A 22,713-nucleotide genomic window follows, 5' to 3' on the forward strand; every position below is an offset into this window, starting at 1 on the left:
ACCTCAAGCCAGACGCAGCGGCAGGCTGCGCAGCCGTTTCCCCGTCAAACTGAACACAGCGTTGGCCACGGCCGGCGCAATCGGCGGCGTGCCCGGTTCGCCCACGCCTTCAGGATGCTCGGCGCTGGCGATGATCACGGTTTCCACCTCGGGCGTTTGCCCCATGCGCAGCACGGGATAGTCGTGGAAATTGCCCTGCTCGACTTTCCCTTCTTTGAAGGTGATCTCGCCGCCCAGCGCCGCCGACAGGCCGAACAGCACGGCCGACTCCATCTGCTGGGCGATGATGTTCGGATTGACGGCGATGCCGCAATCGATGGCGCACACGACGCGCTGCACGCGAATCTCGCCGTTTTCCACCGATACCTGCGCCACTTGCGCCACGATGCTGCCAAACGACTGATGCAAGGCCACGCCATGCGCATGGCCGGGCGGAGGACTGCCCGCCTTGACAACTGCCGCATCGAGCACGGCAAGATGGCGCGGATGCTTGACCAGCATGGCGCGGCGGAAGGCGATGCCGTCCTGCCCCGCGGCATGCGCCAGTTCGTCGATAAAGCTTTCCTTGAAAAAAGCGTTGTGCGAGTGACCCACCGAGCGCCAGTAACCGATCGGCACGGGGCTGTCGGCGATCACGTGGGCGATGCGCTGGTTGGCGATTTCATACGGCATGTCGAATTCGCCTTCGGCCGTGGTCTTGTCCGGCCCCGCGCCGGGCAAGCCGAAATTACGCTGCAAAAATTGGTGCGTGATGGACCCGCTGACGGATTTATTGTCCCAGGAAGCGATGCGGCCGTGTTCATCGAGGCGGGCCGTAAAGCGGGCCAGCGCAGCGGGACGGTACATATCGTGCTTTGTGTCCTGTTCGCGCGTCCACACCAGCTGCACGGGCGCGCCGCCGCACTGCAGCGCGATGGCCACGGCCTGGGCGATCATGTCCACTTCCAGGCGGCGGCCGAAACCGCCACCGAGCAGCAGCACCTCGATGCTGACGTCCTTCGCATCGACGCCGGCCACTTTCGCCGCCACGTCGACGGCGATGCCGGGCGCCTGCGTCGAGACCCACAGCATCACCTTGCCATCTTTGACTTGCGCGGTGCAGTTGACGGGCTCCATGGCGGCGTGCGCGAGGAAAGGCGCGCGGTACTCGGCGGTAACCTGCCGCAAACCCTGCGCGACCTTGCCCTCCACCTCGCCGCTGGCGTGGTAGACATGGCCCGCTTCGCTATCCAACAGGCGGGAAAACTCCGCATACACGCCGGCGCTGGACAAGTTCGCTTGCGGGCCGGCCTTCCACTGCGTCGGCAAGGCGGCCGCCGCCTGTTTGGCGCGCCACCAGGTGTCTGCCACCACGGCGGCGCACGAGACGCTACGCTGGGCCAGGTGCGGCGTCAGGTCCAGCACCTTTTTGACGCCAGGCATGGCGAGCACGGGCGCGGCGTCGAACGCGGCCAGGACATCGCCCAGGCGCGGCGGCAGATGCAGGGCCGCATACAGCATGCCGGGCGGGCGCGCATCGATGCCGAACCGCGCGCTGCCGTTCACCTTGGACGGCGTGTCGCGACGCGGCGTCGGCTGGCCGATCAGTTTGAAATCCTGCGGCAATTTCAGCACGGGCGTGCCCGGGTCGATGGCGGCGGCGCGCTGCGCCAGGCTGGCGTAGCTGGCGCGCCGGCCGTCCGGATGCAGCACTGCGCCATCCTGCGTACGGCACTGCGCGACAGGTACCTGCCACAATGCGGCGGCGGCGCCTACCAGCATGGCGCGCGCCGACGCTCCCGCCTCGCGCATGGGACCCCAGCCATCCTTCACGCTCGACGAACCGCCCGTGACGATCACACCCAGTTCGCGCGCCGCCTTGGCCACCGTCCATTGGGCCAAGGCCTTCAGGCGCCCCTGGTCGTCCGGGTGGAAAGGCAAGCCATCCTGGAGCATGGCGACATTGCCGAATATCTTGTCCATGGGCGCCTGGATCAGTTTGACACTGGACAGTGGCACATCGAGTTCCTCGGCCACCAGCATCGGCAAGGCCGTGTGTACGCCCTGCCCCATCTCGCTGCGCGGCATGGCCAAGGTCACGCTGCCATCCGTGCCTATGGCCAGCCAGCCGTTCAGCGCCACGGCGCCATCCTGGAGCGGCAGCGGCGCGCTACCGCGCAGGCGCTGGCGCGGCGGCAGCACGCCCCAGCCCAGCACCAGGGCGCCCACGCCGGCCACGCCGAGACCAAGGCCGCCGAGCAGGAAACGACGGCGCGACGGGGAAGATTGTGCGGCCATGGGCTGTCCTTTATAGTGGTGAATGATCGATCCAGCGCTCCAGCATATCCTGCGCCAGCACCGGGCGGCTATAAAAATAACCTTGCGCCAGCTTGCATCCATGGCGCAGCAGGAAGGCAGCCTGCTCTTCCGTCTCCACGCCTTCGGCAATCACCGACAATTGCATGCTCTTGCCCAGCTGGATGATGGCAATCGCTATCGCTTCATCATTGACGTCCGTCGAGATGTCCTTGATGAAGGAGCGGTCGATCTTCAGGGTCTGCACGGGCAGCTGTTTCAGATACGCGAGCGAGGAATAACCGGTGCCGAAATCGTCGATGGCCAGCCCCACGCCGATGGCGTGCAAGTCGTTGATGAAGCCCAGCGCGTCGCCCGTATTCATGATCACCGACTCCGTCACTTCCAGCTGCAGGCGCTGCGGCTCCAGGCCCGTTTCCTTCAGAATGGCGGCCACCATGCCGGCGATGCTGCCCCGCTCGAACTGCTTCACCGACAGGTTGACGGCCATCTTCGGCACGTGCAAGCCCTGCGCCTGCCAGCGCATCATCTGGCGGCACGCTTCGTCGAGCACCCATTTGCCCAGCTGGTTGATGAAACCGCTGTCTTCGGCCAGCGGGATGAAGCGCGCCGGCGGCACCAGGCCCAATTCCGGGTGGTTCCAGCGCACCAGCGCCTCGACGCCGACCAGGCGGCCCGTGTCGATTTCCACCTGCGGCTGATAATTGAGGAACATCTCGTTTTTCTCGATCGAGCGGCGCAAAAAGGTTTCCAGGCGCAGCCGTTCGACGCCTTCGCCCGTCATCGACGGCGCATAGAAGCGGTAGCCGTTGCGCCCGCGCGCCTTGGCCTGGTACATGGCCACGTCGGCATTGCGGATCAACATGTTCAAGTCCAGCGCATCGTCCGGATACAGGCTGATGCCCACGCTGCAGGTGACGAACAGTTCGTGGTCGGCCACCGTGAACGGCTGGTCGAACATGGTCATCAGCTTTTCCGCCACCTGCGTCGCGCCATATTCGCCGTCGATGCGTTCGAGCAGGACGATGAACTCGTCGCCGCCCAGGCGCGCCAGGGTATCGCCCTCGCGCAGGCGGGCCGCCAGTTGGCCGGCCACCTTTTGCAGCAGTTCGTCACCCACATGGTGGCCCAGGGTATCGTTGACGTTCTTGAAACGGTCCAGGTCGATGAACAGCACGGCCAGTTGCTCCTGCTCGCGCGCGGCGCACAGCAGCGCATGCTGCAGGCGGTCGTGGAACAGCAGGCGGTTCGGCAGCGCCGTCAGCGGATCGTGGTGGGCCATGTGGTCGAGCTTTTCCTGCGATTCCTTGACCAGGGTGATGTCGCTGAACACGCCCACGTAATGCGTGGTGCCGGCGCGCGCGTCGCGCACGGCGCTGATGGTCAACCACTCCAGATACAGTTCGCCGTTCTTGCGCTGATGCCAGATTTCGCCGCGCCAGAAACCGCTGGCCTTCAATTCCTTCCACATGGCCTCGTAGAACGCCGCGTCGTGGCGCGCCGAGCGTGTCAGCGCAGAGTGCTGGCCCACCGCCTCGGCCTCGGTATAGCCGGTGATCTGCGTGAAGGCGGGATTGACGGTGACGATGATGCCGCTGGGATCGACCACCATCACGCCGTCGGCGATGTGTTCGAGCACGGTGGCCGACAGGCGCAATTTTTCCTCGGCTTCCTTGCGCGCCGTGATATCGGCATACACCCAGATGCTGCCTTCGTTGGGGCGCAGCGGATCGAGCGCGCAGCCGCTCACCAGCGCCCAGAACAGGCTCCCGTCACGCCGTTTGTACTGGCGCTCCTCACTGAAATCGCCGCCCATGCCCAGCACCGGATACTGGCGCTCGCCCGCCTCGTCGAACGCATACGAACTCGTAAACACGATGGCGGTCGAACTGCCCGTCATCTCGGCATGGTCGTAGCCGAACAGTTCCTCACAGCGGCGATTGACAGAAATGATGCGGCGGTGGCGCACGAACATCACGCCGAACATCACGTTATCGAGGATCGCGCTCTGCTCCGTCAGCAGCGCTTCGATGCGCATTTCGTGGTGCTTGCGCTGGCTGATGTCCGCAATGATGCCGTCGACCCAGATGACGCCCTGCTCGCCCGCCTGCGGCTGGCCATTCTCGGCCACCCAGCGTTCGATGCCGAAAGCGTCGATGATGCGGTATTCCAGCGCATACGGCCGTACGTCGTGCACGGCCTGACGGACGGCGCTGCGGTGCTCGCGGCGGTCTTCCGGGCAGATCAGGTCGGCCCAGGCATGCGTGGTGCCGCGCATGAACTGGCGCGCCGAATAGCCGGAAATCTCTTCTATGGCATCGCTGACGAAATCGATGGGGCCATCGGGCCGGTAGCGGAAGACGGCGCCCGGCACCTGCGTGACGATGGTGCGGAAACGCTCTTCGCGCTGGCCCACATCCTCGAACAGCTGGCCGATGGCCGCGCGCATTTGCTCGAGCTGGCCCGTCAGGCGTCCCAGTTCGTCATTGCTGTGCGAGGCCAGGGGCGTGTCGAAATCGCCGTGCGACAGGCGGTCGGAAAAGCGCGTCAGGCGGCGCAGGGGTTTGAGCAGGCGGCGGTTCAGGAACAGCACGATCAGCGCCATCGACACGGCCAGCTGCGCGCCCAGCACGAAAATATAGGATATCTGCTTTTCGCGCAGCTCTTGCTGGCTGCGCGCATCGTCCATCTCGACGACGACGTGGCCGATGCGTTCGCCGCGCACGAGGATGTCGCGCTCGGCGCGGTACAGATTGCCCACGGGCCGCTGCGGCGCCTGCAAGCTGATGAATTCAGTGTCGCCCTGCCCCAGCACCTTCACCAGCAGCACGGCGCGGTCGCGCATCACCGACTCGACCAGCGAATGGGCCGATTCCGCATTCATGTTCCACAGCGACTCCTGCATGCCCAGCGCCAGGATGTCGGCATTGCGCTGCAAAGCCTCGTTCAGGCTGGTGCGCGCCGACTGGCGCTCATGCACGCCGACCAGCACATAGCTGCCGAAGATGGCGGGTACGACCAGGCCGCCAAATACCACCAGCAGCAAGGCGCCATAGATCGACGAGCCGAACAGCACACGCAGGCTGGCGCGCAGGCGCTGATAAGGTGAATTAAACATGCGGCAACAGGGCGACAGGGATCAGGCGGGCGATCATTGAACTTTACAGGGGAATTCGGGTGGTCAGGCGGGAAGAAACTTTATCAGGGGCAATTATGCATGGAAAAAGCGGGAAAAGTCACCAATAAACACACACCAGCGGCCACCTCATGTCATATAGACAGGGTTGAAAAACCACACGCAGACCGGCGCGTCCGGCCGACGCCAGCAGAAAAACGCGCAGCTTGCTATCATCGCGCCACTTTATCTAGAGGAACCACCATGACCTTCTCCATCTACTCCGCTTCGATCCCCGTCTTCAAACAGATCCTGAGCAGCCTGGCCGCCATCCTGGACAAGGCGGAAACGCACGCGCAAGACAAGAAAATCGACCCGAACGCCCTGCTGCAGTTCCGCCTGTTCCCGGACATGCTGCCGTTCGTGCGCCAGATCCAGATCGCCACCGACTTCGCCAAAGGCTGCGGCGCGCGCCTGGCCGGCGTGGCCGTGCCACCATATGAAGACAGCGAACAGAGCTTTGCAGAGCTGAAAGCGCGCATCGTGAAAACCATCGCCTTCCTGGAAAGCCTGCCGCAAGCGGACATCGACGGCAGCGAAACGCGCGCCATCACCACCGGCAGCGGCGAAAAGACCAAGCACTTCACGGGCCAGACCTACCTGTTCCACTACGCGCTGCCGCACTTCTTCTTCCACGCGACGACGGCGTACGACATCCTGCGCCATAACGGCATCGAAGTGGGCAAGAAAGACTTCATCGGCAGCTACTGAGACGCATAAGCAAATCTACTGCGCGGCGCGCTTTGCGGCCTGCGATGCTCGCCGTACTTCAGTACGGCTGCGCTTCTTAGCCAAAAATCATCGCCGCTCGCTACGATTTGCTTAAGCGTCGACGCTATAGAGTAATACCGCTTGATATTGCTCTATTGCCTCGCTATTTAAGTATTCCGGCGCGGGTACCCCTGCGCCAGAATCCGCACCCATACCACTTCCTTCTCCTCATCCGTCATCGACACCCAGTGGGCCACTTCCACGACACTGCGACCGCAGCCGCGGCAGATTTCATCGAAGGTCGTCGAGCACACGGCCACGCAGGGCGTATCGGGACGGGGCGGCAATTCCTTGTCAGCCATCAGGACACCTTCGGCAAGCCGAGCTTTTCCCAGCCTTCGGTGCCCAGCGCTTCCAGGGTGGCAATATTCTTGTCAAAGATTTCCGACGCTTCCGGGAACGCCTCGACGGCGCGCTCTATGCTGTCTTCGCGCAGCAGATGCAAGGTCGGGTAGGGCGAACGGTTGGTGTAGTTGCTGATGTCGTCCTCGAACGTCTCGGCGAACTGGTAGTTCGGGTGGAAACTGGCCACTTGCAGTTCGCCTGCCAGGTGCATGTCTTCCACGGCCGCGTCGGCCACATCGAGAAACTCGTTATAGTCGAGGAAATCGTTCAGGGTGTACGGGTGGATCAGCAAGGTCGTGTCGATCTGCTCGGGATCCGTGTCGGCCAGGGTTTGCAGCTCGTCCATCAGCATCGCCAGCAAATCTTCCGGATTGCTCGATTCGCACACCACATAGCGGATCTGCTTCTTGACGTGCACGGCCTTGGCGAACGGGCACAGGTTCAGGCCGATCACGGCCTTTTCCAGCCAGGCAACGGTATTGGCGATGATGACGGCATTGTCGTCGTCGTGGCGCGGCGGGGTGTTCATATGCATGACTCTCTATCAATAAGGCGACCGGCAGCCGAATGGCCGGCCAAAGCCAAATTGTACGCACTCTTTGCGCAGTCTCATACTGGACGGCTGCCAGGCTTGCGCCACCCTCCTCGACATGTATGCTATAACAGCGGCCGAAACACGCATTGGGCAAATTAAATTTGCAATAATGACAGCATTTGCGAATGGAAACCCAGCCGTCTCCCGCTTATTGCCGCTTATTTCCTGTCATCATGCTGACATAATTCTTGACTCCGGCATGTGGATATACGTACACTCGCAGCTTAATCATGGGTCTGTCCGATGTTTCTCCGACGACAACAATGGAACACTATGCACGAAAACTCCTTTAAATCTACCGTCCTGGCGGCGTTGGCCCTGGCGCTTGCGCCCGCCCTCAGCCAGGCGTACGAAGCCGGTGTTGAGAGCGATAACGCGCCAGTCGCCGCCGCCGCACCTGCCCTGATCCCGATGACCGCTCAGGTCACGGCGAAACTCCCCACCCTCGACAACCGCCTGCAAAAGACCGACCGTCTGCTGAAAAACCTCAGCGACAATTCCGATCCGCTGCGCGAAGCCGACGTCTGGGGCCGCATCCGCAGCGGCTATGCGATTCCTGACATCAACAACCAACTGGTAGCGAATCACGTCAACTGGTACGCCACCCGCCCCGACTACATCGCCCGCACCACGGCGCGCGCCTCGCGCTACATCTTCCACGTGGTGCAGGAACTGGAAAAGCGCGGCATGCCGACGGAACTGGCCTTGCTGCCATTCATCGAGTCCGCCTTCAACCCGCAAGCGTTCTCCAGCGCCAATGCGGCCGGCATGTGGCAATTCGTGCCCGCCACGGGACGCGATTTCAACCTCAAGCAAAACATGTTCAAGGACGAACGCCGCGGCGTGCTGGCCTCGACCGATGCGGCCCTGACGTACCTGCAGCGCCTGTATGACATGTTTGGCGACTGGCAACTGGCCCTGGCCGCCTACAACTGGGGCGAAGGCTCGGTGCAGCGCGCCATCAAGAAAAACCAGGCGCTGGGCAAGCCGACCGACTTCGAAAGCCTGGCCGACCTGATGCCGGCCGAAACGCGCAACTACGTGCCGAAACTGCAAGCGGTGAAAAACATCATCGCCAATCCGGCCCAGTTCGGCCTGACCCTGCCCGTGGTCGACAACCAGCCCTATTTCACGGCCATCGACAAGACCAGCGACATCGACATTACCGTTGCCGCCCAGCTGGCCGAACTGTCGATGGATGAATTCAAGGCCCTGAATCCGCAATTTAACCGCCCCGTCATCATCGGCGGCGAAAAGACCAAGATTCTGTTGCCACAGGAAAACGCCGCCAAGTTCACCACCAACCTGGCGCAATGGGGCCACGCCTTGTCGAGCTGGACCACGCACAAGATCACCAATGCGCGCGAACGCATCGAAACCCTGGCGTCGAAATTCGGCACCACGGCCGACGTGCTACGCCAGGCCAATAACATTCCCCAACGCACCAGTCTGCGCGCCGGCTCCACCATCCTCGTGCCGAAAACCTCGGCCACGATGAACAAGGACATCACTCAGGAAATCGCCGACAGCGCCACCATGCTGCTGGAAGCGGACCGTCCGGAACGGGCCGCCAAGGCACTGCGCCGCGCCGCCAAGGGTGGCAAGGTGCAAGCCGCGCCAATTTCGCTGGTGAAACCGCGCATCCAGCGTGGCGGTGGCAACAACAGAGCAAAAGCCCGTCACTGATCGCCTGAGCTGTATTGACGCACCTGACCGGCCGCCACAGCTTTGCTGTCGCGGCCGGTTGTACATCCGCCCACCCCGCCCACTTACCCAGACAGGAGTCGTCATGGCTTTCTTGCAAGGCAAAAAAATCCTCATCACGGGCTTGCTATCGAACCGCTCCATCGCCTATGGCATCGCCAAGGCTTGCCACCGCGAAGGCGCCACTCTCGCCTTCACGTATGTGGGCGAACGCTTCAAGGAACGCATCACGGAATTTGCGGCGGAATTTGGCAGCGAATTGATATTCGACTGCGACGTTTCCAGCGATGAACAGATCAGCGCCGTCTTCAGCGACCTGGCGCATCACTGGGAACATCTCGACGGTTTCGTGCACGCCATCGGTTTTGCGCCGCGCGAGGCGATCGCCGGCGACTTCCTCGACGGCCTGTCGCGCGACAGCTTCCGCATCGCGCACGATATTTCCGCCTACAGTTTTCCCGCCATGGCCAAGGCCGCCCTGCCCCTGCTGCATCCGGGCGCCAGCGTATTGACCCTGACTTACCTGGGCGCCGTACGCGCCGTGCCCTACTACAACACCATGGGCCTGGCCAAGGCCTCACTGGAAGCGTCCGTGCGCTACCTGGCCGAATCGCTGGGTCCGCGCGGCATCCGCGCCAACGGCATTTCGGCCGGCCCCATCAAGACACTGGCCGCGTCCGGCATCAAGGATTTCAGTAAACTCCTGGGCTTTGTCGCCGAGCACGCCCCGCTGAGGCGCAATGTCACCATCGAGGAAGTGGGCAACACGGCCGCCTTTTTGCTGTCCAACTTGGCGTCGGGCATCACGGGCGAGATTACCTACGTCGATGGCGGCTTTTCGCAAGTGATGGCCGTCAATCCCGAAGTAGAGTGATGTGGTAGGTAGCGCAGGTGCTGAGCCTCTCGCGGCAAAACCTGCATAAACTGATGAGCAAATACCGCCACAGTTTCCCTGTTCCGGTGGCGCAGCTAACCCGGCAAATCAATCTTGCCGGGGAAACGCAACAAGCGCCGCCGCTGCCCGCCGACATCACCGGCCATGCTCACAAACGGGCAGAATCTACGTATTCCTACTGATTTCACATAGGAAACATCAGCAAAACGTGGTAGGACTTTCGCTTCTTCCCATTTAGGCCGTGCAAAACGACGTCAAATACGGTATAGTGTCGTTGTGCGCTGCAATATGTTCCCTTGAAGCGATGGCAACACCGCAGTACAGCACTACAAACTTAGCAGCTTCGCAAGCCTTAGCGCATCCACAGGATGTCGCTTATAAAGCCCTCCCGCCTTGTGTGTCGCACCTGACACCGTCCCGGCGCAAAGCTTTTGTGCCGAAATTTCTTTCTAGTTGAGTCATTTCGTTTTGGTTGGCGTTGCTATTTTGCGTTCTGCTTTTTGCAAGAACGCTGATTTTTACGAAAGAAAAGAATGACATTTGAATCCTTAGGCCTGCATCCGTCCATCATCGCCGCTCTGACCGAATCGGGCTACACCGCGCCAACCGCGGTACAGTCGCAAGCGATTCCAGCCGCGATCGAAGGCCGTGATCTGCTGGTCTCGTCGCAGACCGGTTCGGGCAAGACGGCAGCTTTCATGCTGCCATCGCTGCACAAGCTGGCCAGCGCCGAACAAAGCGCCGCCGGCAAGACGCCAAATCAGGAAATGCAAGCATCGCGCGCCCGCGGCGAGCGTCCACGCTTCAAGGCTGCCCAGCCAAAAATGCTGGTGCTGACGCCAACGCGCGAACTGGCCCTGCAAGTAACCACCAACACCGACAAGTACAGCACCGGCATCCGCCGCATCAAGGCCGTGTCTATCCTGGGCGGCATGCCCTACCCAAAACAGATGCAATTGCTGGCCAAGAATCCTGAGATTCTGGTCGCTACCCCTGGCCGTCTGATCGACCACATGGACTCGGGCAAGATCGACTTCTCCCAACTGGAAATCCTGGTGCTGGACGAAGCCGACCGCATGCTGGACATGGGTTTCATCGACGACATCGAAAAGATCGTGGAAGCGACGCCAGAAGGCCGTCAAACCATGCTGTTTTCGGCAACCTTGGATGGCGTCGTCGGCAACATGGCCCGCCGCATCACGAAAAATCCGCTGGTCATCCAGGTGGCAAGCTCGAGCAACAAGCATGAAAACATCACCCAGCGCGTCCACTTCGTCGACGATCTGTCGCACAAGAATCGCCTGCTGGACCACCTGCTGCGCGACGAAACGCTGGACCAGGCTGTTGTGTTTACCGCCACCAAGCGTGACGCCGACACCATCGCCGACCGTCTGAACATCGCCGGCTTCTCGGCTGCCGCCTTGCACGGCGACATGCACCAGGGCGCGCGTAACCGCACCCTGGACGGCATGCGCCGCGGCCAGGTCAAAGTGCTGGTTGCCACCGACGTTGCCGCCCGCGGTATCGACGTGCCAACGATCACCCACGTGTTCAACTACGATCTGCCGAAGTTCCCCGAAGACTACGTCCACCGCATCGGCCGTACCGGCCGCGCTGGCCGCAATGGCTTGGCCATTTCGCTGGTGAACCACGCTGAAGGCATGAACGTCAAGCGCATCGAACGCTTCACCAAGCAATTGATCCCGGTCAATGTCATCGAAGGTTTCGAGCCGAAGAAAACGGCATCGGCCCCACGTTCGAGCGCCCGTCCAGGCGGCTGGAAACCAGGCGACAACCGTGGCGGCGCAAAGCCAGCCCAACGCACGTTCAGCAAACCAGGCGCACCACGCAAAGACGGCGCGCCTAGCACCGGCGGCGGCTACAAGGGTTCCAACCCGCGCAGCACCGACGGCGCACGCCGCAGCTACGGCGACCGTTAATCACGGATAGCCGCTGCAAATTGCAGCGCGCGAGAAAAAGCCACCAGATATGGTGGCTTTTTTTTGCCCATCGATTTGACAGCGCTACACCGACTGGCTGCGCCCATTCAGATATTCTTCCACATCCGAAAAAATTTCTTATCATAAAAATCAATAATACTTTCAAATAGAAAATATAGACTGATTGAATAAGCACATACATTACTCAAGATCAAACTTCACTGAAATTTTCAGAATATAGTCACATAGGGAATGCAGATAACAATTCAATTATGTAGCCGAGACTGGGAATTTCCGCCATGAATTCCAATCCTGTACCAGAAAGCAACTCCATTGACCCGGAGAAAAAATCGTCGCTGGAATCGAAAATACAGGCAATGGATCTGCGGATGAACCGTCTTGAAAATCCCGAACACGGAAAATTTGAAAGACTTCAAAAAAGAGCCAGTTTCCTGGCTTTAATCATTGGCATACTATTAAGTACAATTTCTCTCTTCGATATTTTCTGGAGCCAGCCGCGCAATGAAATCTTCAGGGATATGGAAGAATTCAACAAATCCGTAAATGCCGTTTCAAACCTGCGTCAGAACATGATCCAGATTCAATATCAATCGAATAATCCACAAATGCTGATGGCGATGAATTCCATGGTTGCCCCGCAGGTACTGGCAAATATACAGTATGCAACTGCCTTGCTGCCGCGCCTCGGAGACCATGCGGGAATTCCCCAACTATTGGTATTGATATCGGAAGCGTTGAATATTTATGACTGGAAAAGCGCCACGACGCTGGTCGAACGAGCCGTTGCCATCAAAGATGCGGTGCCCTCGATGCAATCGGAAGCGAGGCGATACAAGGCGCGACTGATGTTTTCCACCGGAAAAATACAGGAAGGACGAGCGGCTTTCCAGGATTCTCTGAATGTACTGCGCAGCGAGTCTGCATTCGGAATTAATGGCGCCAGAGCCTATATTATCGCGGACTGGGCAATTTCAGAATTCGCCATGGGAGACTGCAATTCCGGGAGCGAACGGATTGGACAATTCATTCAACTATTGCAAGACCCGGAAATTCTTCCGCTCTCACGTTCGGGACTGATCTCCACACTAAAAAACCAGCTTGACCAGATCCAATCCAGAAAAAAAAGATGCATTCTCCCCAAAGAACTGGAAGATGCAAGCTAGCCGTTTATTTCAAGAAAAATGTGCCCGAAATGTCCGCACCATAAAATGCAACCATCAGCATTGAAAAATATGAAAACCCCATCAACATCTCTGTTGCTCATTGTTCTGGTTGCCACCCTCGCCCTGCCAGCCGCTGCGCAACTCATACTTCAACCCATGGGAGTCGCCCCCATCATTGCCGGACAAACTCTGACATGCGGCGGAGCTGTTTCCTATGTGGCAGCCATCCCGGATATTGCAATGGCACGGCAAGGTGTATTGTTATTCCGCCCTGACTTCTTCAATCTTCCGCCTTTTATACAATGGTATATTTATACGCATGAATGTGCGCATCAATATGTAGGCAACAACGAACGGGCGGCAGATTGTTGGGCAATCCAACTGGGAAGAGATCAGGGATTTTTGCCGCCGCAAGCCATTCATCAAATATGCGCCTTCACATTTCCCAACCCAGGCGACTGGACGCATTTACCAGGGCCCCTACGCTGCGCAGAAATGCAAATGTGCTACGCAAATGACAGATAACAGGCTGCGGCCATCAATTACAGTACACAACTACTTCTTCGACACCTTCTGGCGCGACAGCTTGCGCAGCTTGGCCTGCTCGAAGCGCGCGTGCTGCTCCGGCGTCTCCAGCACCAGCGGCGGCACGGCCACGGGCTTGCGGTTGGCATCCACGGCGACCATCGTGAAATAGCAACTGTTGGCATGGCGCACCAGGCGCTGCTGGATATTTTCCGTCACCACGCGGATGCCAACCTCCATCGACGTCGTGCCCGTGTAATTGATCGACGCGAGAAACGTCACCAGTTCGCCTACATGAATAGGCTGCAAGAACATCACTTGGTCTACCGACAGGGTGACCACATAGCTGCCCGAATAGCGGCTGGCACAGGCATAGGCGACGCTGTCGAGGTATTTCAGGATGGTGCCACCGTGCACGTTACCGGAAAAATTGGCCATATCGGGCGTCATCAAGACCGTCATCGTCAGTTCGTGGGCCGACCAGTTCATCGCGCTGTCCAAAGTGTTCTCCAAGGGGAAATTAAAAGTGTGGGAGGATGTGAAAACCGGCCCCAGGGGCCGGCGTAGACCTTACAGGCCCAGGGTGTCGATATCGGCCAGCGATTCGCGGCCCTTGTCGGAAATGTCGTAGCCCTCGCCTTCGGCGCGCGCCACGATGTGGGCTTTCTTGCCCAAGAAGTAAGCCACGTCCGACTCCAGCTTGGTCAGCGGATCGGTGGCGACGGCGCGCAAACCCATGATGCAGCGGCGCAGGAACAGCAGTTGTTGTGCTTTCTCGGTGATGGACAGACGGCCATCGCGGGCATAGCTGAGCAGCTTCAGGCCGGACAGGCGCTTGGCATTGCGGGCAACGCAAGCGCTGGGGCGCTCGGTCTTGATGCCGCGTGCAACTTGCTCCAGCGCGTCATATTCATCGGTCGTTAATTTCTCGTTCTTCATTACTTTTCCATAAAAGGCCAGGTGTTCGGCCCTCATGGTACGCGCCCTGCTGCGCATCGGCAACAGGCAACGTAAATCTACCGCCGCCCGGCATGCGGCAAGGCGGCGGAAATACGGGCGTGATGGCCGTTATTTGTAGCTGCGCAGCAGCAGCCAGGCCAGGCCGCAACCAGCCACGGCGCCCGCCAGGGCCAGCGCTACGAGGTTTTTGCTGGTGATCACGGGGCGCCGGCCCAGGTAGATTTTGTTATGCAAGGAATTGCCCACGATGGTCTCCTGTACAAAAATTTTTATGATGTCTCATTATAAGAACAGAATCGTGACGGCCGCATGACACTCAACAGTTAGAGCTTGATTTGTATCCACTCGGCAACATTTATTAGTGTTTTTGTTGTTTAAATGGCGTGGCGCTGGCGGCCATCGCGCAGTCCATTTCCGATTGGAAATAAACATAGTGTGCGTCTTCCCCGCCCCGCCATGACGGGAGCGTCTTGCGCCATGACCGTGGGCCGCGTACGACTTGCCGCGCACCGCGACCCGGTCAATGCATTTTCACGGGCGGTGGCGGCGGCGTCGGCTCCTCGACCGGCACGGGGTCGATATGCGGCGGCTGTTCTGGCGGCGGCGTGAGGGGATCGCCTTCCGGCGGTGGCGGCATATCGGGTTCGGGCGTGCTGTGCGCACGCAGCGGGGCATGACGGGATTGTGCTTGCATGGTGACCTCCTTTGCTCCACTGTAGCCGATGCGGCCAAATCCTGGCGCCCGCAAGTGGCAAGCAACTGCGGGAACTAAACGGCGTGGCGCCACTCCAACCTGGCAGGTATCTCATCCTGCGAATGCAAGCGATCCCCATGGCGCGCAAGAAAATCCTTTTTATTGCCGAGGCAGTGACCCTGGCCCACGTGGGCCGCCCCCTGAGCCTTGCCCAAGGCTTGGACGAGGAAGAATATGAGGTGCATTTTGCCTGCGCCGATGGCTATGACTTTTGTTTCAAGCAAGCCCCCTTCCGGCGCTGGCGCATCGACAGTATTTCATCGCCGCAATTCCTGCAGGCGCTGGCCCACGGCAAGCCCGTCTATACGGAAAGCACCCTGCACGCGTATGTGGAAGACGACTTGCGCCTGCTTAATGCCATCCAGCCCGATCTTGTGATCGGTGACTTTCGCCTGTCGCTGTCGGTCAGCGCGCGCCTGCAGCGCATTCCCTACATCACCATCAGCAATGCCTACTGGAGTCCCTACGTGCGCCAGCACTACACGGTGCCCAGCCTGCCCCTGACCGGCATGCTGCCCATCTGGCTGGCCCATCCCCTGTTCCGCCTGATCCGCCCGCTGGCCTTCGCTTCGCACGCCGCGCCCCTGAACCGCGTGCGCCGCCGCCATGGCTTGCCATCGCTGGGCAGCGACCTGCGGCGCATCTATACGGATGCCGACCGCACCTTGTACGCGGATATTCCGCAACTGTTCCCGCCGCAGGCCATGCCGTCCACGCACGACTACCTGGGCGCCATCATCTGGGCGCCGCCGCTCGACTTGCCGGACTGGTGGCAGCGCCCGGAACTGAGCAGCGGACGGCCCATCATCTATGTCACCCTGGGCAGCTCCGGCCAGGGGCAATTGCTGCCGCGCGTGCTGCGCGCGCTAGCGCCCCTGCCCGTCACCGTGTTGGCGGCCACGGCCGGCACCGTCCGCGTCGATGCCGTGCCGCCGAACGCCTATGTCGCGCCTTTTTTACCGGGCGACGCGGCGGCCCGGCGCGCCAGCCTGGTGATCTGCAACGGCGGCAGCCCCACCAGCCAGCAGGCGCTGACGGCAGGCGTGCCCGTCATCGGCATCGCCGGCAACCTCGATCAATTCCTCAATATGCACGCCATCGCGGACGCCAGCGCCGGCTTGCTGCTGCGCGCCGACCGCTTCCAGGAAACCGCTTTGCGCCATGCCGCCATGCACATGCTCGACGATGGCCGGGCCAGGCTGGCGGCGCGTCAGCTGGCCACGGCCATGCGCAACTATGTGCCAGGGCAACGCTTGCTGCCCCATATGCACGCCCTGCTGGTTTCCGTGCCACAAGGCAGCCAGCCTTGAGGGGCAGCGTCGGTTTTTCTTACAGTGCGTCCGACAAGACCTGCATCGCGTCAACAAAAGCGCGCCAAGCCCTTGATTTCAAAAGAACCTCATGCGTTGGCATGGAAGTCGCTAGGTACTGGTCATGAGCACCTGCCGACAGGACTCAGGCAAGACTTCAAGACTCACTCAACCACGAGGTGACCACAATGAAACTCTCGAAACTGAAACTTCTCCCGGCCGCAGCGGCACTGGCCATGCTGTGCGCCGCCGGTAGCGCACAGGCGGGCGCCTACGGCTATGCCTACAACAACATCTTTGGCCTGCAGATCGCCGCCACCACGGGCTCGATCACCGCCCTGAACAGCACCACGATCTCGCGCGCCACGGCCACCCTGAATGGCGTCAGCGTCATCACTGGCGGTCCCGGCCTGCTCGACTCGCCCCGCGCCGCCGTTGGCGCCGTGACCAAAGGGCAAAACGATTTCACGCGACAAGGCCCCGCGGGCAACTACTCGCGCGGCGATGCGCAGATCGTCAGCACGCAATTTCCGTCGTTCCCGCCCGGTTCCACCTCCACGCAGGCCGTGAACGTGGCCGAAGCCCACCTTGACGGGCCTGCCGGCACGGCCGATGCGTCCGGCCGCAACGGCTCGACCACGGGCTTCTCCGTCAACTTCGTCGTCGGTTCGCCAACGGCAACGCTGAGCTTTGATTTCCTGGCCTCGCCCTTCATGCAAGTCTTCCTGCAAAGCACGGTCGGCCAGCTGTCCACCGCGACGGCCAACCTGGTGATGACCCTCTCCATCACCGACTCGACCGGCGCGACCGTCTTCAACTGGACGCCCGATGGCGTCATCGGCTCGGGCATCTTCGGTGGCACGGAGAACGCCGATGCGGCCAACCTGAACACCGGCCTGGCGACCAACTTCCTGACGCGCGGCAACATGTTTACGTATGATCCCACCGGTTGTGGCACACCCAGCGGTACCGGCGTAGGCACGGCTTGCGGCGGCAACTTCAGCGCCGTCAGCAATGCCCTCGCGACCGGCAACTACACCTTGACCTTGAATGCGGTGGAGAGCGTGGACCTGGTGAAACAGGCGGCGACACCCGAACCGGGCACCTTGGCCTTGCTGGGCCTGGGCCTGGCGGGCCTGGGCTATGCCCGCCGCCGCAAAGTTGCCGCCTGAGACAGGCAACAGGGGGATTCACAGGCGAGGGGTTTCCTCGCCTTTTTTATGTGGCAAGCCTGTCGGTTTTCCTTACAACGCTGCCGACCAGGAGATGAGAATTTTCATGACTACTTTTTCTGGTACTCGACTGCCAACGGTCCTGCTGGCCTTGCTGTTGCTGGCATGCAGCGGCACGGCCAGCGCCGCCGCCTATGGCTATTCGTACACCAGCGTCTTTGGATTGGTCATCAGCAATCCCACCGGCTCCACCACCTTGATCAGCAATATCGACCTGTCGCGCACCACCGCCACGCTCAACGGCAGCAGCATCATCAAGGGCGGCAGCAATGAGATCGATGCGCCGCAAGCGAAACGCGGCGCCGTCACCAAGGGAGAAAACGACTTTACCCAGCAAGGCATGGGCAATGCCGCGTATGCGCGCGGCGAGGCGCAAATCATCACCTCGCAAATCCCCCCTTTTCCACCTGGCTCGACCAGCACGCATACCGTGAATGCGGCGGAAACCTTCCTGACGGGCGGCGGCAGCGCCGACGCCTCGGGACGCAATGGTTCCAGCAGCGCGATGACCGTTAATTTCGTCGTCGGCCAACCGGGCGCGACCCTGGCCTTCGACTTCCAGGCCCAGCCCTTCATGCAGTTGTACCTGGACGCCCAGGCAGGCACGGGTTCGGCGGCCACCACGAATATGGCAATGACGTTTACCATCATCGATGAAAATGGCCAGATCGTCTTCAACTGGGCGCCCGACGGCAAGCTCGGTTCCGGCATCCTGGGCGGCACCGAACTGGCCGATGCCGCCAGCCTCAATACCGGCTACGCGCAAACGCCACTGACCAGCGGCAGCGTATTCACCTACGACCCCAGCGGCTGCGGAGCGCCCACGGGCACCGGCACCGGCAAGACGTGCGGCGGGCAGTATGGTGCCGTCACGGACAAGCTGGTGGCGGGCAACTACACCCTGGTGTTGAACATGCTGAACAGTTCCGAACTGAGCTACGTGCCAGGCGTCACGCCCGTCGCGCTGCCTGGCACCTTGCCGTTGCTGGTGGCTGGTCTGGCAGCGTTGGCCAGCCTGACGCCACGGCGCAAACGCTGATCCTGACACTGACGCGCCTCACTGCCCCACCGTTGGTGCCACCAGCAAGTCTTGCAGCGGACGGCGCAGCGAACGTGCACTGGCCGCAGGCCCCGCACCGATGCGTCCGAGGAACACGGCCCGATCAAACGCATCGCCCCCCAGTACGGCCTGGCACTGCACCGCCAATTCCTGCGCCATTTCCTGCATGCCATCGGTGCGCGAAAAAATGCGCCGTTCACGCACATAGCGGGCGAAAATCAGCGGCGTCAATTCCGGCTGCAACTGCAGGCCCAGTTGCGTGGCCGTCAGCCAGAAACGCTGCATGGCGCGACCGGCCGCCACGTAATCGTCGATGTAGCGCGCTGGCGCCTCGGCCAGCAGCACGAAATGCGCGGCGCAATACAGGCCGGGCAGCAAGTCCATCTGCAGGCGCGGCGCGACAGTGCCCGCCAGCCAGGTATTGAAAAAATTCACGCGGCGCCAGCTGTGCATGACCCATCGCATCAGGCGCGCCGTCATCGGATCGACACCGAGCGCCTGCTCCGGGATGCGGTCGCTGCTGTAGCGCGCGCCCCATTCGATCACGTCGCGGTGCACCTTGTGCGCCTCTGGCATGGTCAGGCGCAGCTTCGCATTGTCGAACATCAGGCGCGCGCAGGCCAGGCGCGCGCGCCCGCCTTCGAACCACTGCACGCCGTAGCCGGGCGGCAAACTGGCCGCCAGCACCGCCTTTTCGCTGGCGCGCAGGCGGCGCGTGCTGAGCCGCCGCCGCTGCACGCTGCGCTGCGGCAAGAAAACCGCCAGCGGGTCGGGCAGCATGCCGGGGCTGTCGACCAGCCGCACATCAAAGGTGGGCAGGGTGTCGGGCATGGACAGGCGCCGGCGCGCTTCCATGCGCAAGCCATGGCTGCTGGCCGCCAGTGCCATGCTTTCGAGCAAGGCGCCCAGCGACAGCTGGCTGGGATGGCCGTCGAGGTCGTACACGCAATGGCTGCGCGTATCGAAGCCATGTACGACCACGTGCCGCTGGTCCACGACCTCAAAGCGCCACGGCTGTGTATTGTCGCCGCTGGGTGCCCAGCGCGCCTGCTCGAGGATGTTTTCCAGCACGGGATCGATCAGCAGTGCTTGCGCCATTTATGCCCCCTGCGCCGCGCGGCGCCGCTTGATGATGGCCATCGTCAGGCGCTGCAGCGGGTGACGGTTGCCGCCGGGACGCCAGGTATGCACGAGCTTGTTGCGGTAGGCGTCGAAATGCATGCCGTGCGGCGCCGCCATCACCTTGCCGCGTTTTAACAAGATCTTCAAGGCTTCCGTGGCGGCCGCGCCCGCGCACAGCTGGCAGCCCATGATGGTCGACGGCCCGCGCCGCTCCTTCAGGTTGATGGCGGACGGGTCGACCAGATAGGGAGCGTGCAAGCCGGCAGGCGCCAGCCCGACGAGAAAACGCAGCGCTTTTTCTTGCTCGGGCAAGTCGCCCCAGCCAAAATACTCTTCGAACGTCATGCCGCCTGGCATGAAGCTGAGCACAGCCGTGCCCATGCCCAGCGGCGCGGCCGTGATGGCGGGAATGCCCAGGCGCGCGCAAGTGGCGAAGGTGGCCTGGCGCGCAGGAAAGGCAAAGAAATCCAGGCCGTCCACGTACAGGTCGACACCGGCAAAGAACTCGGCCAGGTTGCTGTCGTGTATGCCGTCGGGGAACTGCCTGATTTCAAGTTCAGGATTGATATCACGCGCCATCTGCGCCAGCACCGCCACCTTGGGCTGACCCAGGGTGGAAACCATGGCGCCAGCCTGGCGGTTGAAGTTGGCGATATCGAAGGTATCGAAATCGGCGATATGAAAAGAGCCAATGCCCAGCCGCGCCAGGGTCAGCAAGTGCACGCCGCCCACGCCCCCCATGCCGGCAATGGCCACGCGCTTGCCACGCAAGCTGTCCTGCTCCGCCTGCGTGACCCAGCCCAGGTTGCGGGCGAACGCCGCGTGATAGGAAAAGCCGTCTGTCATGCTCACCTCTTCTGTGCGTCCCTCGCGGACGAAAAAGTTTGGACAGGTGAGCCAGGGATAAGTTCCCCGTATGACAAAGAAAAGTGCTTAGCGCGCCAGGCGTCGCGGCGCGGCTGTCGGCGCCACGGCACCCACCTTGAACACGCTGACGATTTGCGCCAGCCCCGCCGCCTGCTCGTTCATCGCTTGCGCCGCTGCCGACGCCTGCTCGACGAGGGCAGAGTTTTGCTGCGTCATGTTGTCCATCTCGACGATGGCCTGGTTGATCTGCTCGATGCCGGCGCTTTGCTCGGCGCTGGCCGAGGAAATCTCGGCCACGATATCGGTCACGTGCTGCACGCTGGAGACAACTTTTTCCATCGTCTCGCCTGCCAGCGCCACCAGTTTTTCACCGGCGCCCACTTGCTCGGCGGAACTGTCGATCAATTGCTTGATCTCCTTGGCGGCCGCGGCCGAACGCTGCGCCAGATTGCGCACTTCGCTGGCGACGACGGCGAAGCCACGGCCTTGCTCGCCCGCGCGCGCCGCTTCCACGGCCGCGTTCAGGGCCAGGATATTCGTCTGGAAGGCGATGCCGTCGATGACGGCGATGATGTCGCCGATCTTTTTCGACGAGGCATTGATGGCGCCCATGGTGTCGACCACCTGGCTGACCACGCCGCCCGCCTGCGTCGCCACTTGCGAGGCAGAAATGGCCAGCTGGTTGGCCTGGCGCGCATTGTCCGCATTCTGGCGCACGGTCGAGGTCATTTCTTCCATGGTCGACGCCGTTTCTTCCAGCGATCCCGCCTGCTGCTCCGTGCGCGCCGACAAATCGTGGTTGCCCGAGGCGATCTCGCCCGACGCCGTGGAAATGGATTCCGCATCGTTGCGCACCTGGCTCACCAGATGCGCCAGGTTGTCGCGCATGGCCTTGATGGCCATCAACAAACTGGACGTATCGCCGGGGCGGGTGTCAATGTGCGTAGTGAGGTCGCCCTGGGCGATTTGCGCCACGATGGCCGCGGCATAGTCGGGTTCGCCACCAAGCTGGGCAAGGATACGGCGCAGCATCAAGGCCGCCAGCGCGCCCACCACCAGCATCAGCGCGCCACCGATGGCCAGCAGCACGCCCGCCTGCGCCCAGAACTTGTGGTTGATGTCATCGATATACGTGCCTGTGCCGATCAGCCAATCCCATGGTGCAAATTTCACCACGGCATACATCTTTGCCACCGGGTCCTTCACGCCCGGACGCGTGCCGTCCGCCTGCACCAGGCCGATGCGGCTGGTGGCCAGGGCCACGCGGTAGCGGTCGCCCGACTGCTTCATGTTCTTTTGCGGCACGCCGATGCGCGAGACATTCGGGTGTACGTACAGCAAGTCGGTGCTGAAATCGCGCACAAAATAATACATCTCGTCCTTGACGAAGCTGCCGATGGCCAGCTTGGCCTGCTGCTGCGCCTGCTCACGCGTGAGCTTGCCCGACTGTTCCAGCGCATACGCCTTTTCCACCGAGGCATTGGCCAATTCCACCAGCACCGTCAATTGCTCGACCCTTTCCGCCATCATGGTCTGGCGCAGCGAATACAGGGAGAATGAAGCGATGAAGACGATGCCCAGCAAGGTGCTGAAACACAATAAAAGAATGCGCGAACGGAGAGTCATGGGTACCTGGAAGTAAATAAGAGAATTAATTGCCCAATGGAAATCTTTTCAGAAAAGCAAAACGGGCGGCGCTACCGGGCTGTGCCCGGCAGGCACCGCCCGCTGTAAGTCATTGTTGAAGGTCAGGCCAAGGCTTCCTTGGCCGCCTCTTCCGGCGTCAAGCCGTCGTAGAACTGGTCGGTAAACCACTCGACCTGCTCTTCGATATGGTCCTGCGCCTGCGCCACGGTGGCGCCACCGGCCACGAGGAAGCCTTCGACCTCGATACACCAGTTGATCAACTCCAGGGTTTCCGGATCGAGTTCTTCTTTCTTAGCCATCGTATTTCCTTGCTTGTTAAATTGCGATCACAT

At 61.3% G+C, this 22,713-nt stretch carries 22 protein-coding genes; 10 read left to right on the forward strand and 12 right to left on the reverse strand.

What is annotated here, in order from left to right:
* Positions 1 to 3 precede the first annotated feature (3 nt).
* Both ACQ4WY_RS05290 and ACQ4WY_RS05295 read right to left on the reverse strand, forming a co-directional pair.
* Positions 4 to 2,277 (reverse strand): xanthine dehydrogenase family protein molybdopterin-binding subunit, encoded by a 2,274-nt coding sequence (locus tag ACQ4WY_RS05290; RefSeq protein ID WP_436503119.1) that lies wholly within the window; start codon positions 2,275 to 2,277, stop codon positions 4 to 6.
* A 10-nt stretch (positions 2,278 to 2,287) separates the two neighbouring features.
* Entirely contained in the window at positions 2,288 to 5,413 is a 3,126-nt protein-coding gene (locus ACQ4WY_RS05295) for a sensor domain-containing protein (protein ID WP_436503120.1), read from the reverse strand.
* 261 nt (positions 5,414 to 5,674) lie between these two features.
* On the opposite strand from ACQ4WY_RS05295, the gene ACQ4WY_RS05300 reads away from it, so the two are divergent.
* Positions 5,675 to 6,181, forward strand: coding sequence for a DUF1993 domain-containing protein (locus tag ACQ4WY_RS05300; protein WP_436503121.1), 507 nt, complete (start codon positions 5,675 to 5,677; stop codon positions 6,179 to 6,181).
* A gap of 167 nt (positions 6,182 to 6,348) precedes the next feature.
* On the opposite strand, the gene ACQ4WY_RS05305 is transcribed toward ACQ4WY_RS05300, so the two are convergent.
* A complete protein-coding gene (locus ACQ4WY_RS05305; RefSeq protein WP_034779267.1) occupies positions 6,349 to 6,543 on the reverse strand; it encodes a DUF1289 domain-containing protein in 195 nt (64 codons plus the stop codon).
* Positions 6,543 to 7,121 carry a DUF1415 domain-containing protein gene (locus ACQ4WY_RS05310; protein WP_423245198.1) on the reverse strand — a complete coding sequence of 193 codons (579 nt, stop codon included), beginning with the start codon at positions 7,119 to 7,121 and terminating at the stop codon, positions 6,543 to 6,545. Before ACQ4WY_RS05310 ends, ACQ4WY_RS05305 begins: the two co-directional genes overlap by 1 nt.
* 333 nt (positions 7,122 to 7,454) lie before the next feature.
* On the opposite strand from ACQ4WY_RS05310, the gene ACQ4WY_RS05315 reads away from it, so the two are divergent.
* From ACQ4WY_RS05315 to ACQ4WY_RS05340, 6 genes are all read left to right on the forward strand, one after another.
* Positions 7,455 to 8,867: a transglycosylase SLT domain-containing protein gene (locus ACQ4WY_RS05315; RefSeq protein WP_353660870.1), complete on the forward strand. Its 1,413-nt coding sequence runs from the start codon at positions 7,455 to 7,457 to the stop codon at positions 8,865 to 8,867.
* A gap of 103 nt (positions 8,868 to 8,970) precedes the next feature.
* Entirely contained in the window at positions 8,971 to 9,759 is a 789-nt protein-coding gene (gene fabI, locus ACQ4WY_RS05320) for an enoyl-ACP reductase FabI (protein WP_436503122.1), read from the forward strand.
* 53 nt (positions 9,760 to 9,812) lie between these two features.
* Positions 9,813 to 9,962: a hypothetical protein gene (locus ACQ4WY_RS05325; protein WP_436503123.1), complete on the forward strand. Its 150-nt coding sequence runs from the start codon at positions 9,813 to 9,815 to the stop codon at positions 9,960 to 9,962.
* Positions 9,963 to 10,313: 351 nt separating this feature from the next.
* Complete coding sequence (locus ACQ4WY_RS05330; RefSeq protein WP_353660867.1) at positions 10,314 to 11,720, forward strand: DEAD/DEAH box helicase; 1,407 nt, start codon at positions 10,314 to 10,316, stop codon at positions 11,718 to 11,720.
* 299 nt (positions 11,721 to 12,019) lie between these two features.
* Positions 12,020 to 12,904: a hypothetical protein gene (locus ACQ4WY_RS05335; RefSeq protein ID WP_436503124.1), complete on the forward strand. Its 885-nt coding sequence runs from the start codon at positions 12,020 to 12,022 to the stop codon at positions 12,902 to 12,904.
* A 69-nt stretch (positions 12,905 to 12,973) separates the two neighbouring features.
* Entirely contained in the window at positions 12,974 to 13,429 is a 456-nt protein-coding gene (locus tag ACQ4WY_RS05340) for a hypothetical protein (RefSeq protein ID WP_436503125.1), read from the forward strand.
* Between the two features lie 30 nt (positions 13,430 to 13,459).
* Here the strand turns inward: ACQ4WY_RS05340 and ACQ4WY_RS05345 are convergent, their stop codons facing one another.
* The 4 genes from ACQ4WY_RS05345 to ACQ4WY_RS05360 form a co-directional block, all read right to left on the reverse strand.
* Positions 13,460 to 13,918 carry an acyl-CoA thioesterase gene (locus ACQ4WY_RS05345; protein ID WP_034750191.1) on the reverse strand — a complete coding sequence of 153 codons (459 nt, stop codon included), beginning with the start codon at positions 13,916 to 13,918 and terminating at the stop codon, positions 13,460 to 13,462.
* 81 nt (positions 13,919 to 13,999) lie between these two features.
* Positions 14,000 to 14,368: a hypothetical protein gene (locus tag ACQ4WY_RS05350; RefSeq protein ID WP_034779283.1), complete on the reverse strand. Its 369-nt coding sequence runs from the start codon at positions 14,366 to 14,368 to the stop codon at positions 14,000 to 14,002.
* Positions 14,369 to 14,497: 129 nt separating this feature from the next.
* Positions 14,498 to 14,635, reverse strand: coding sequence for a hypothetical protein (locus tag ACQ4WY_RS05355; protein WP_180979422.1), 138 nt, complete (start codon positions 14,633 to 14,635; stop codon positions 14,498 to 14,500).
* Positions 14,636 to 14,909: 274 nt separating this feature from the next.
* The gene (locus ACQ4WY_RS05360) at positions 14,910 to 15,083 is read right to left on the reverse strand and encodes a hypothetical protein (RefSeq protein ID WP_180977317.1); all 174 of its coding nucleotides are present in this window, start codon (positions 15,081 to 15,083) and stop codon (positions 14,910 to 14,912) included.
* 137 nt (positions 15,084 to 15,220) lie between these two features.
* Here ACQ4WY_RS05360 and ACQ4WY_RS05365 point away from each other — a divergent pair, with 137 nt between their 5' ends.
* The 3 genes from ACQ4WY_RS05365 (at position 15,221) to ACQ4WY_RS05375 (ending at position 18,724) form a co-directional block, all read left to right on the forward strand.
* A complete protein-coding gene (locus ACQ4WY_RS05365) occupies positions 15,221 to 16,453 on the forward strand; it encodes a nucleotide disphospho-sugar-binding domain-containing protein (protein WP_436503126.1) in 1,233 nt (410 codons plus the stop codon).
* Between the two features lie 188 nt (positions 16,454 to 16,641).
* Positions 16,642 to 17,625 carry an EDSAP-1 family PEP-CTERM protein gene (locus ACQ4WY_RS05370; RefSeq protein WP_436503127.1) on the forward strand — a complete coding sequence of 328 codons (984 nt, stop codon included), beginning with the start codon at positions 16,642 to 16,644 and terminating at the stop codon, positions 17,623 to 17,625.
* A gap of 106 nt (positions 17,626 to 17,731) precedes the next feature.
* Positions 17,732 to 18,724 (forward strand): EDSAP-1 family PEP-CTERM protein, encoded by a 993-nt coding sequence (locus tag ACQ4WY_RS05375; RefSeq protein WP_436503128.1) that lies wholly within the window; start codon positions 17,732 to 17,734, stop codon positions 18,722 to 18,724.
* A gap of 18 nt (positions 18,725 to 18,742) precedes the next feature.
* On the opposite strand, the gene ACQ4WY_RS05380 is transcribed toward ACQ4WY_RS05375, so the two are convergent.
* The 4 genes from ACQ4WY_RS05380 to ACQ4WY_RS05395 all read right to left on the reverse strand — a co-directional run bounded on the left by ACQ4WY_RS05380 (position 18,743) and on the right by ACQ4WY_RS05395 (position 22,680).
* On the reverse strand, positions 18,743 to 19,843 hold the full coding sequence (locus tag ACQ4WY_RS05380; protein ID WP_436503129.1) for a nitroreductase family protein: 1,101 nt from the start codon (positions 19,841 to 19,843) through the stop codon (positions 18,743 to 18,745).
* On the reverse strand, positions 19,844 to 20,713 hold the full coding sequence (locus ACQ4WY_RS05385; protein WP_436503130.1) for a ThiF family adenylyltransferase: 870 nt from the start codon (positions 20,711 to 20,713) through the stop codon (positions 19,844 to 19,846).
* Positions 20,714 to 20,800: 87 nt separating this feature from the next.
* Positions 20,801 to 22,360 carry a methyl-accepting chemotaxis protein gene (locus ACQ4WY_RS05390; protein WP_436503131.1) on the reverse strand — a complete coding sequence of 520 codons (1,560 nt, stop codon included), beginning with the start codon at positions 22,358 to 22,360 and terminating at the stop codon, positions 20,801 to 20,803.
* A 122-nt stretch (positions 22,361 to 22,482) separates the two neighbouring features.
* Positions 22,483 to 22,680, reverse strand: coding sequence for a hypothetical protein (locus ACQ4WY_RS05395; protein ID WP_010399555.1), 198 nt, complete (start codon positions 22,678 to 22,680; stop codon positions 22,483 to 22,485).
* Positions 22,681 to 22,713: the final 33 nt, after the last annotated feature.

Source organism: Janthinobacterium salmonicoloratum (assembly GCF_051380845.1).
GTDB lineage: Bacteria > Pseudomonadota > Gammaproteobacteria > Burkholderiales > Burkholderiaceae_D > Janthinobacterium > Janthinobacterium lividum_F.

What these genes read in the sequence shown, in the direction of transcription:
- ACQ4WY_RS05290 (WP_436503119.1), bottom strand. Translation starts at nt 2,277, where the DNA reads ATGGCCGCACAATCTTCCCCGTCGCGCCGTCGTTTCCTGCTCGGCGGC.
- ACQ4WY_RS05295 (WP_436503120.1), bottom strand. Translation starts at nt 5,413, where the DNA reads ATGTTTAATTCACCTTATCAGCGCCTGCGCGCCAGCCTGCGTGTGCTG.
- ACQ4WY_RS05300 (WP_436503121.1), top strand. Translation starts at nt 5,675, where the DNA reads ATGACCTTCTCCATCTACTCCGCTTCGATCCCCGTCTTCAAACAGATC.
- ACQ4WY_RS05305 (WP_034779267.1), bottom strand. Translation starts at nt 6,543, where the DNA reads ATGGCTGACAAGGAATTGCCGCCCCGTCCCGATACGCCCTGCGTGGCC.
- ACQ4WY_RS05310 (WP_423245198.1), bottom strand. Translation starts at nt 7,121, where the DNA reads ATGCATATGAACACCCCGCCGCGCCACGACGACGACAATGCCGTCATC.
- ACQ4WY_RS05315 (WP_353660870.1), top strand. Translation starts at nt 7,455, where the DNA reads ATGCACGAAAACTCCTTTAAATCTACCGTCCTGGCGGCGTTGGCCCTG.
- fabI (WP_436503122.1), top strand. Translation starts at nt 8,971, where the DNA reads ATGGCTTTCTTGCAAGGCAAAAAAATCCTCATCACGGGCTTGCTATCG.
- ACQ4WY_RS05325 (WP_436503123.1), top strand. Translation starts at nt 9,813, where the DNA reads ATGAGCAAATACCGCCACAGTTTCCCTGTTCCGGTGGCGCAGCTAACC.
- ACQ4WY_RS05330 (WP_353660867.1), top strand. Translation starts at nt 10,314, where the DNA reads ATGACATTTGAATCCTTAGGCCTGCATCCGTCCATCATCGCCGCTCTG.
- ACQ4WY_RS05335 (WP_436503124.1), top strand. Translation starts at nt 12,020, where the DNA reads ATGAATTCCAATCCTGTACCAGAAAGCAACTCCATTGACCCGGAGAAA.
- ACQ4WY_RS05340 (WP_436503125.1), top strand. Translation starts at nt 12,974, where the DNA reads ATGAAAACCCCATCAACATCTCTGTTGCTCATTGTTCTGGTTGCCACC.
- ACQ4WY_RS05345 (WP_034750191.1), bottom strand. Translation starts at nt 13,918, where the DNA reads ATGAACTGGTCGGCCCACGAACTGACGATGACGGTCTTGATGACGCCC.
- ACQ4WY_RS05350 (WP_034779283.1), bottom strand. Translation starts at nt 14,368, where the DNA reads ATGAAGAACGAGAAATTAACGACCGATGAATATGACGCGCTGGAGCAA.
- ACQ4WY_RS05360 (WP_180977317.1), bottom strand. Translation starts at nt 15,083, where the DNA reads ATGCAAGCACAATCCCGTCATGCCCCGCTGCGTGCGCACAGCACGCCC.
- ACQ4WY_RS05365 (WP_436503126.1), top strand. Translation starts at nt 15,221, where the DNA reads ATGGCGCGCAAGAAAATCCTTTTTATTGCCGAGGCAGTGACCCTGGCC.
- ACQ4WY_RS05370 (WP_436503127.1), top strand. Translation starts at nt 16,642, where the DNA reads ATGAAACTCTCGAAACTGAAACTTCTCCCGGCCGCAGCGGCACTGGCC.
- ACQ4WY_RS05375 (WP_436503128.1), top strand. Translation starts at nt 17,732, where the DNA reads ATGACTACTTTTTCTGGTACTCGACTGCCAACGGTCCTGCTGGCCTTG.
- ACQ4WY_RS05380 (WP_436503129.1), bottom strand. Translation starts at nt 19,843, where the DNA reads ATGGCGCAAGCACTGCTGATCGATCCCGTGCTGGAAAACATCCTCGAG.
- ACQ4WY_RS05385 (WP_436503130.1), bottom strand. Translation starts at nt 20,713, where the DNA reads ATGACAGACGGCTTTTCCTATCACGCGGCGTTCGCCCGCAACCTGGGC.
- ACQ4WY_RS05390 (WP_436503131.1), bottom strand. Translation starts at nt 22,360, where the DNA reads ATGACTCTCCGTTCGCGCATTCTTTTATTGTGTTTCAGCACCTTGCTG.
- ACQ4WY_RS05395 (WP_010399555.1), bottom strand. Translation starts at nt 22,680, where the DNA reads ATGGCTAAGAAAGAAGAACTCGATCCGGAAACCCTGGAGTTGATCAAC.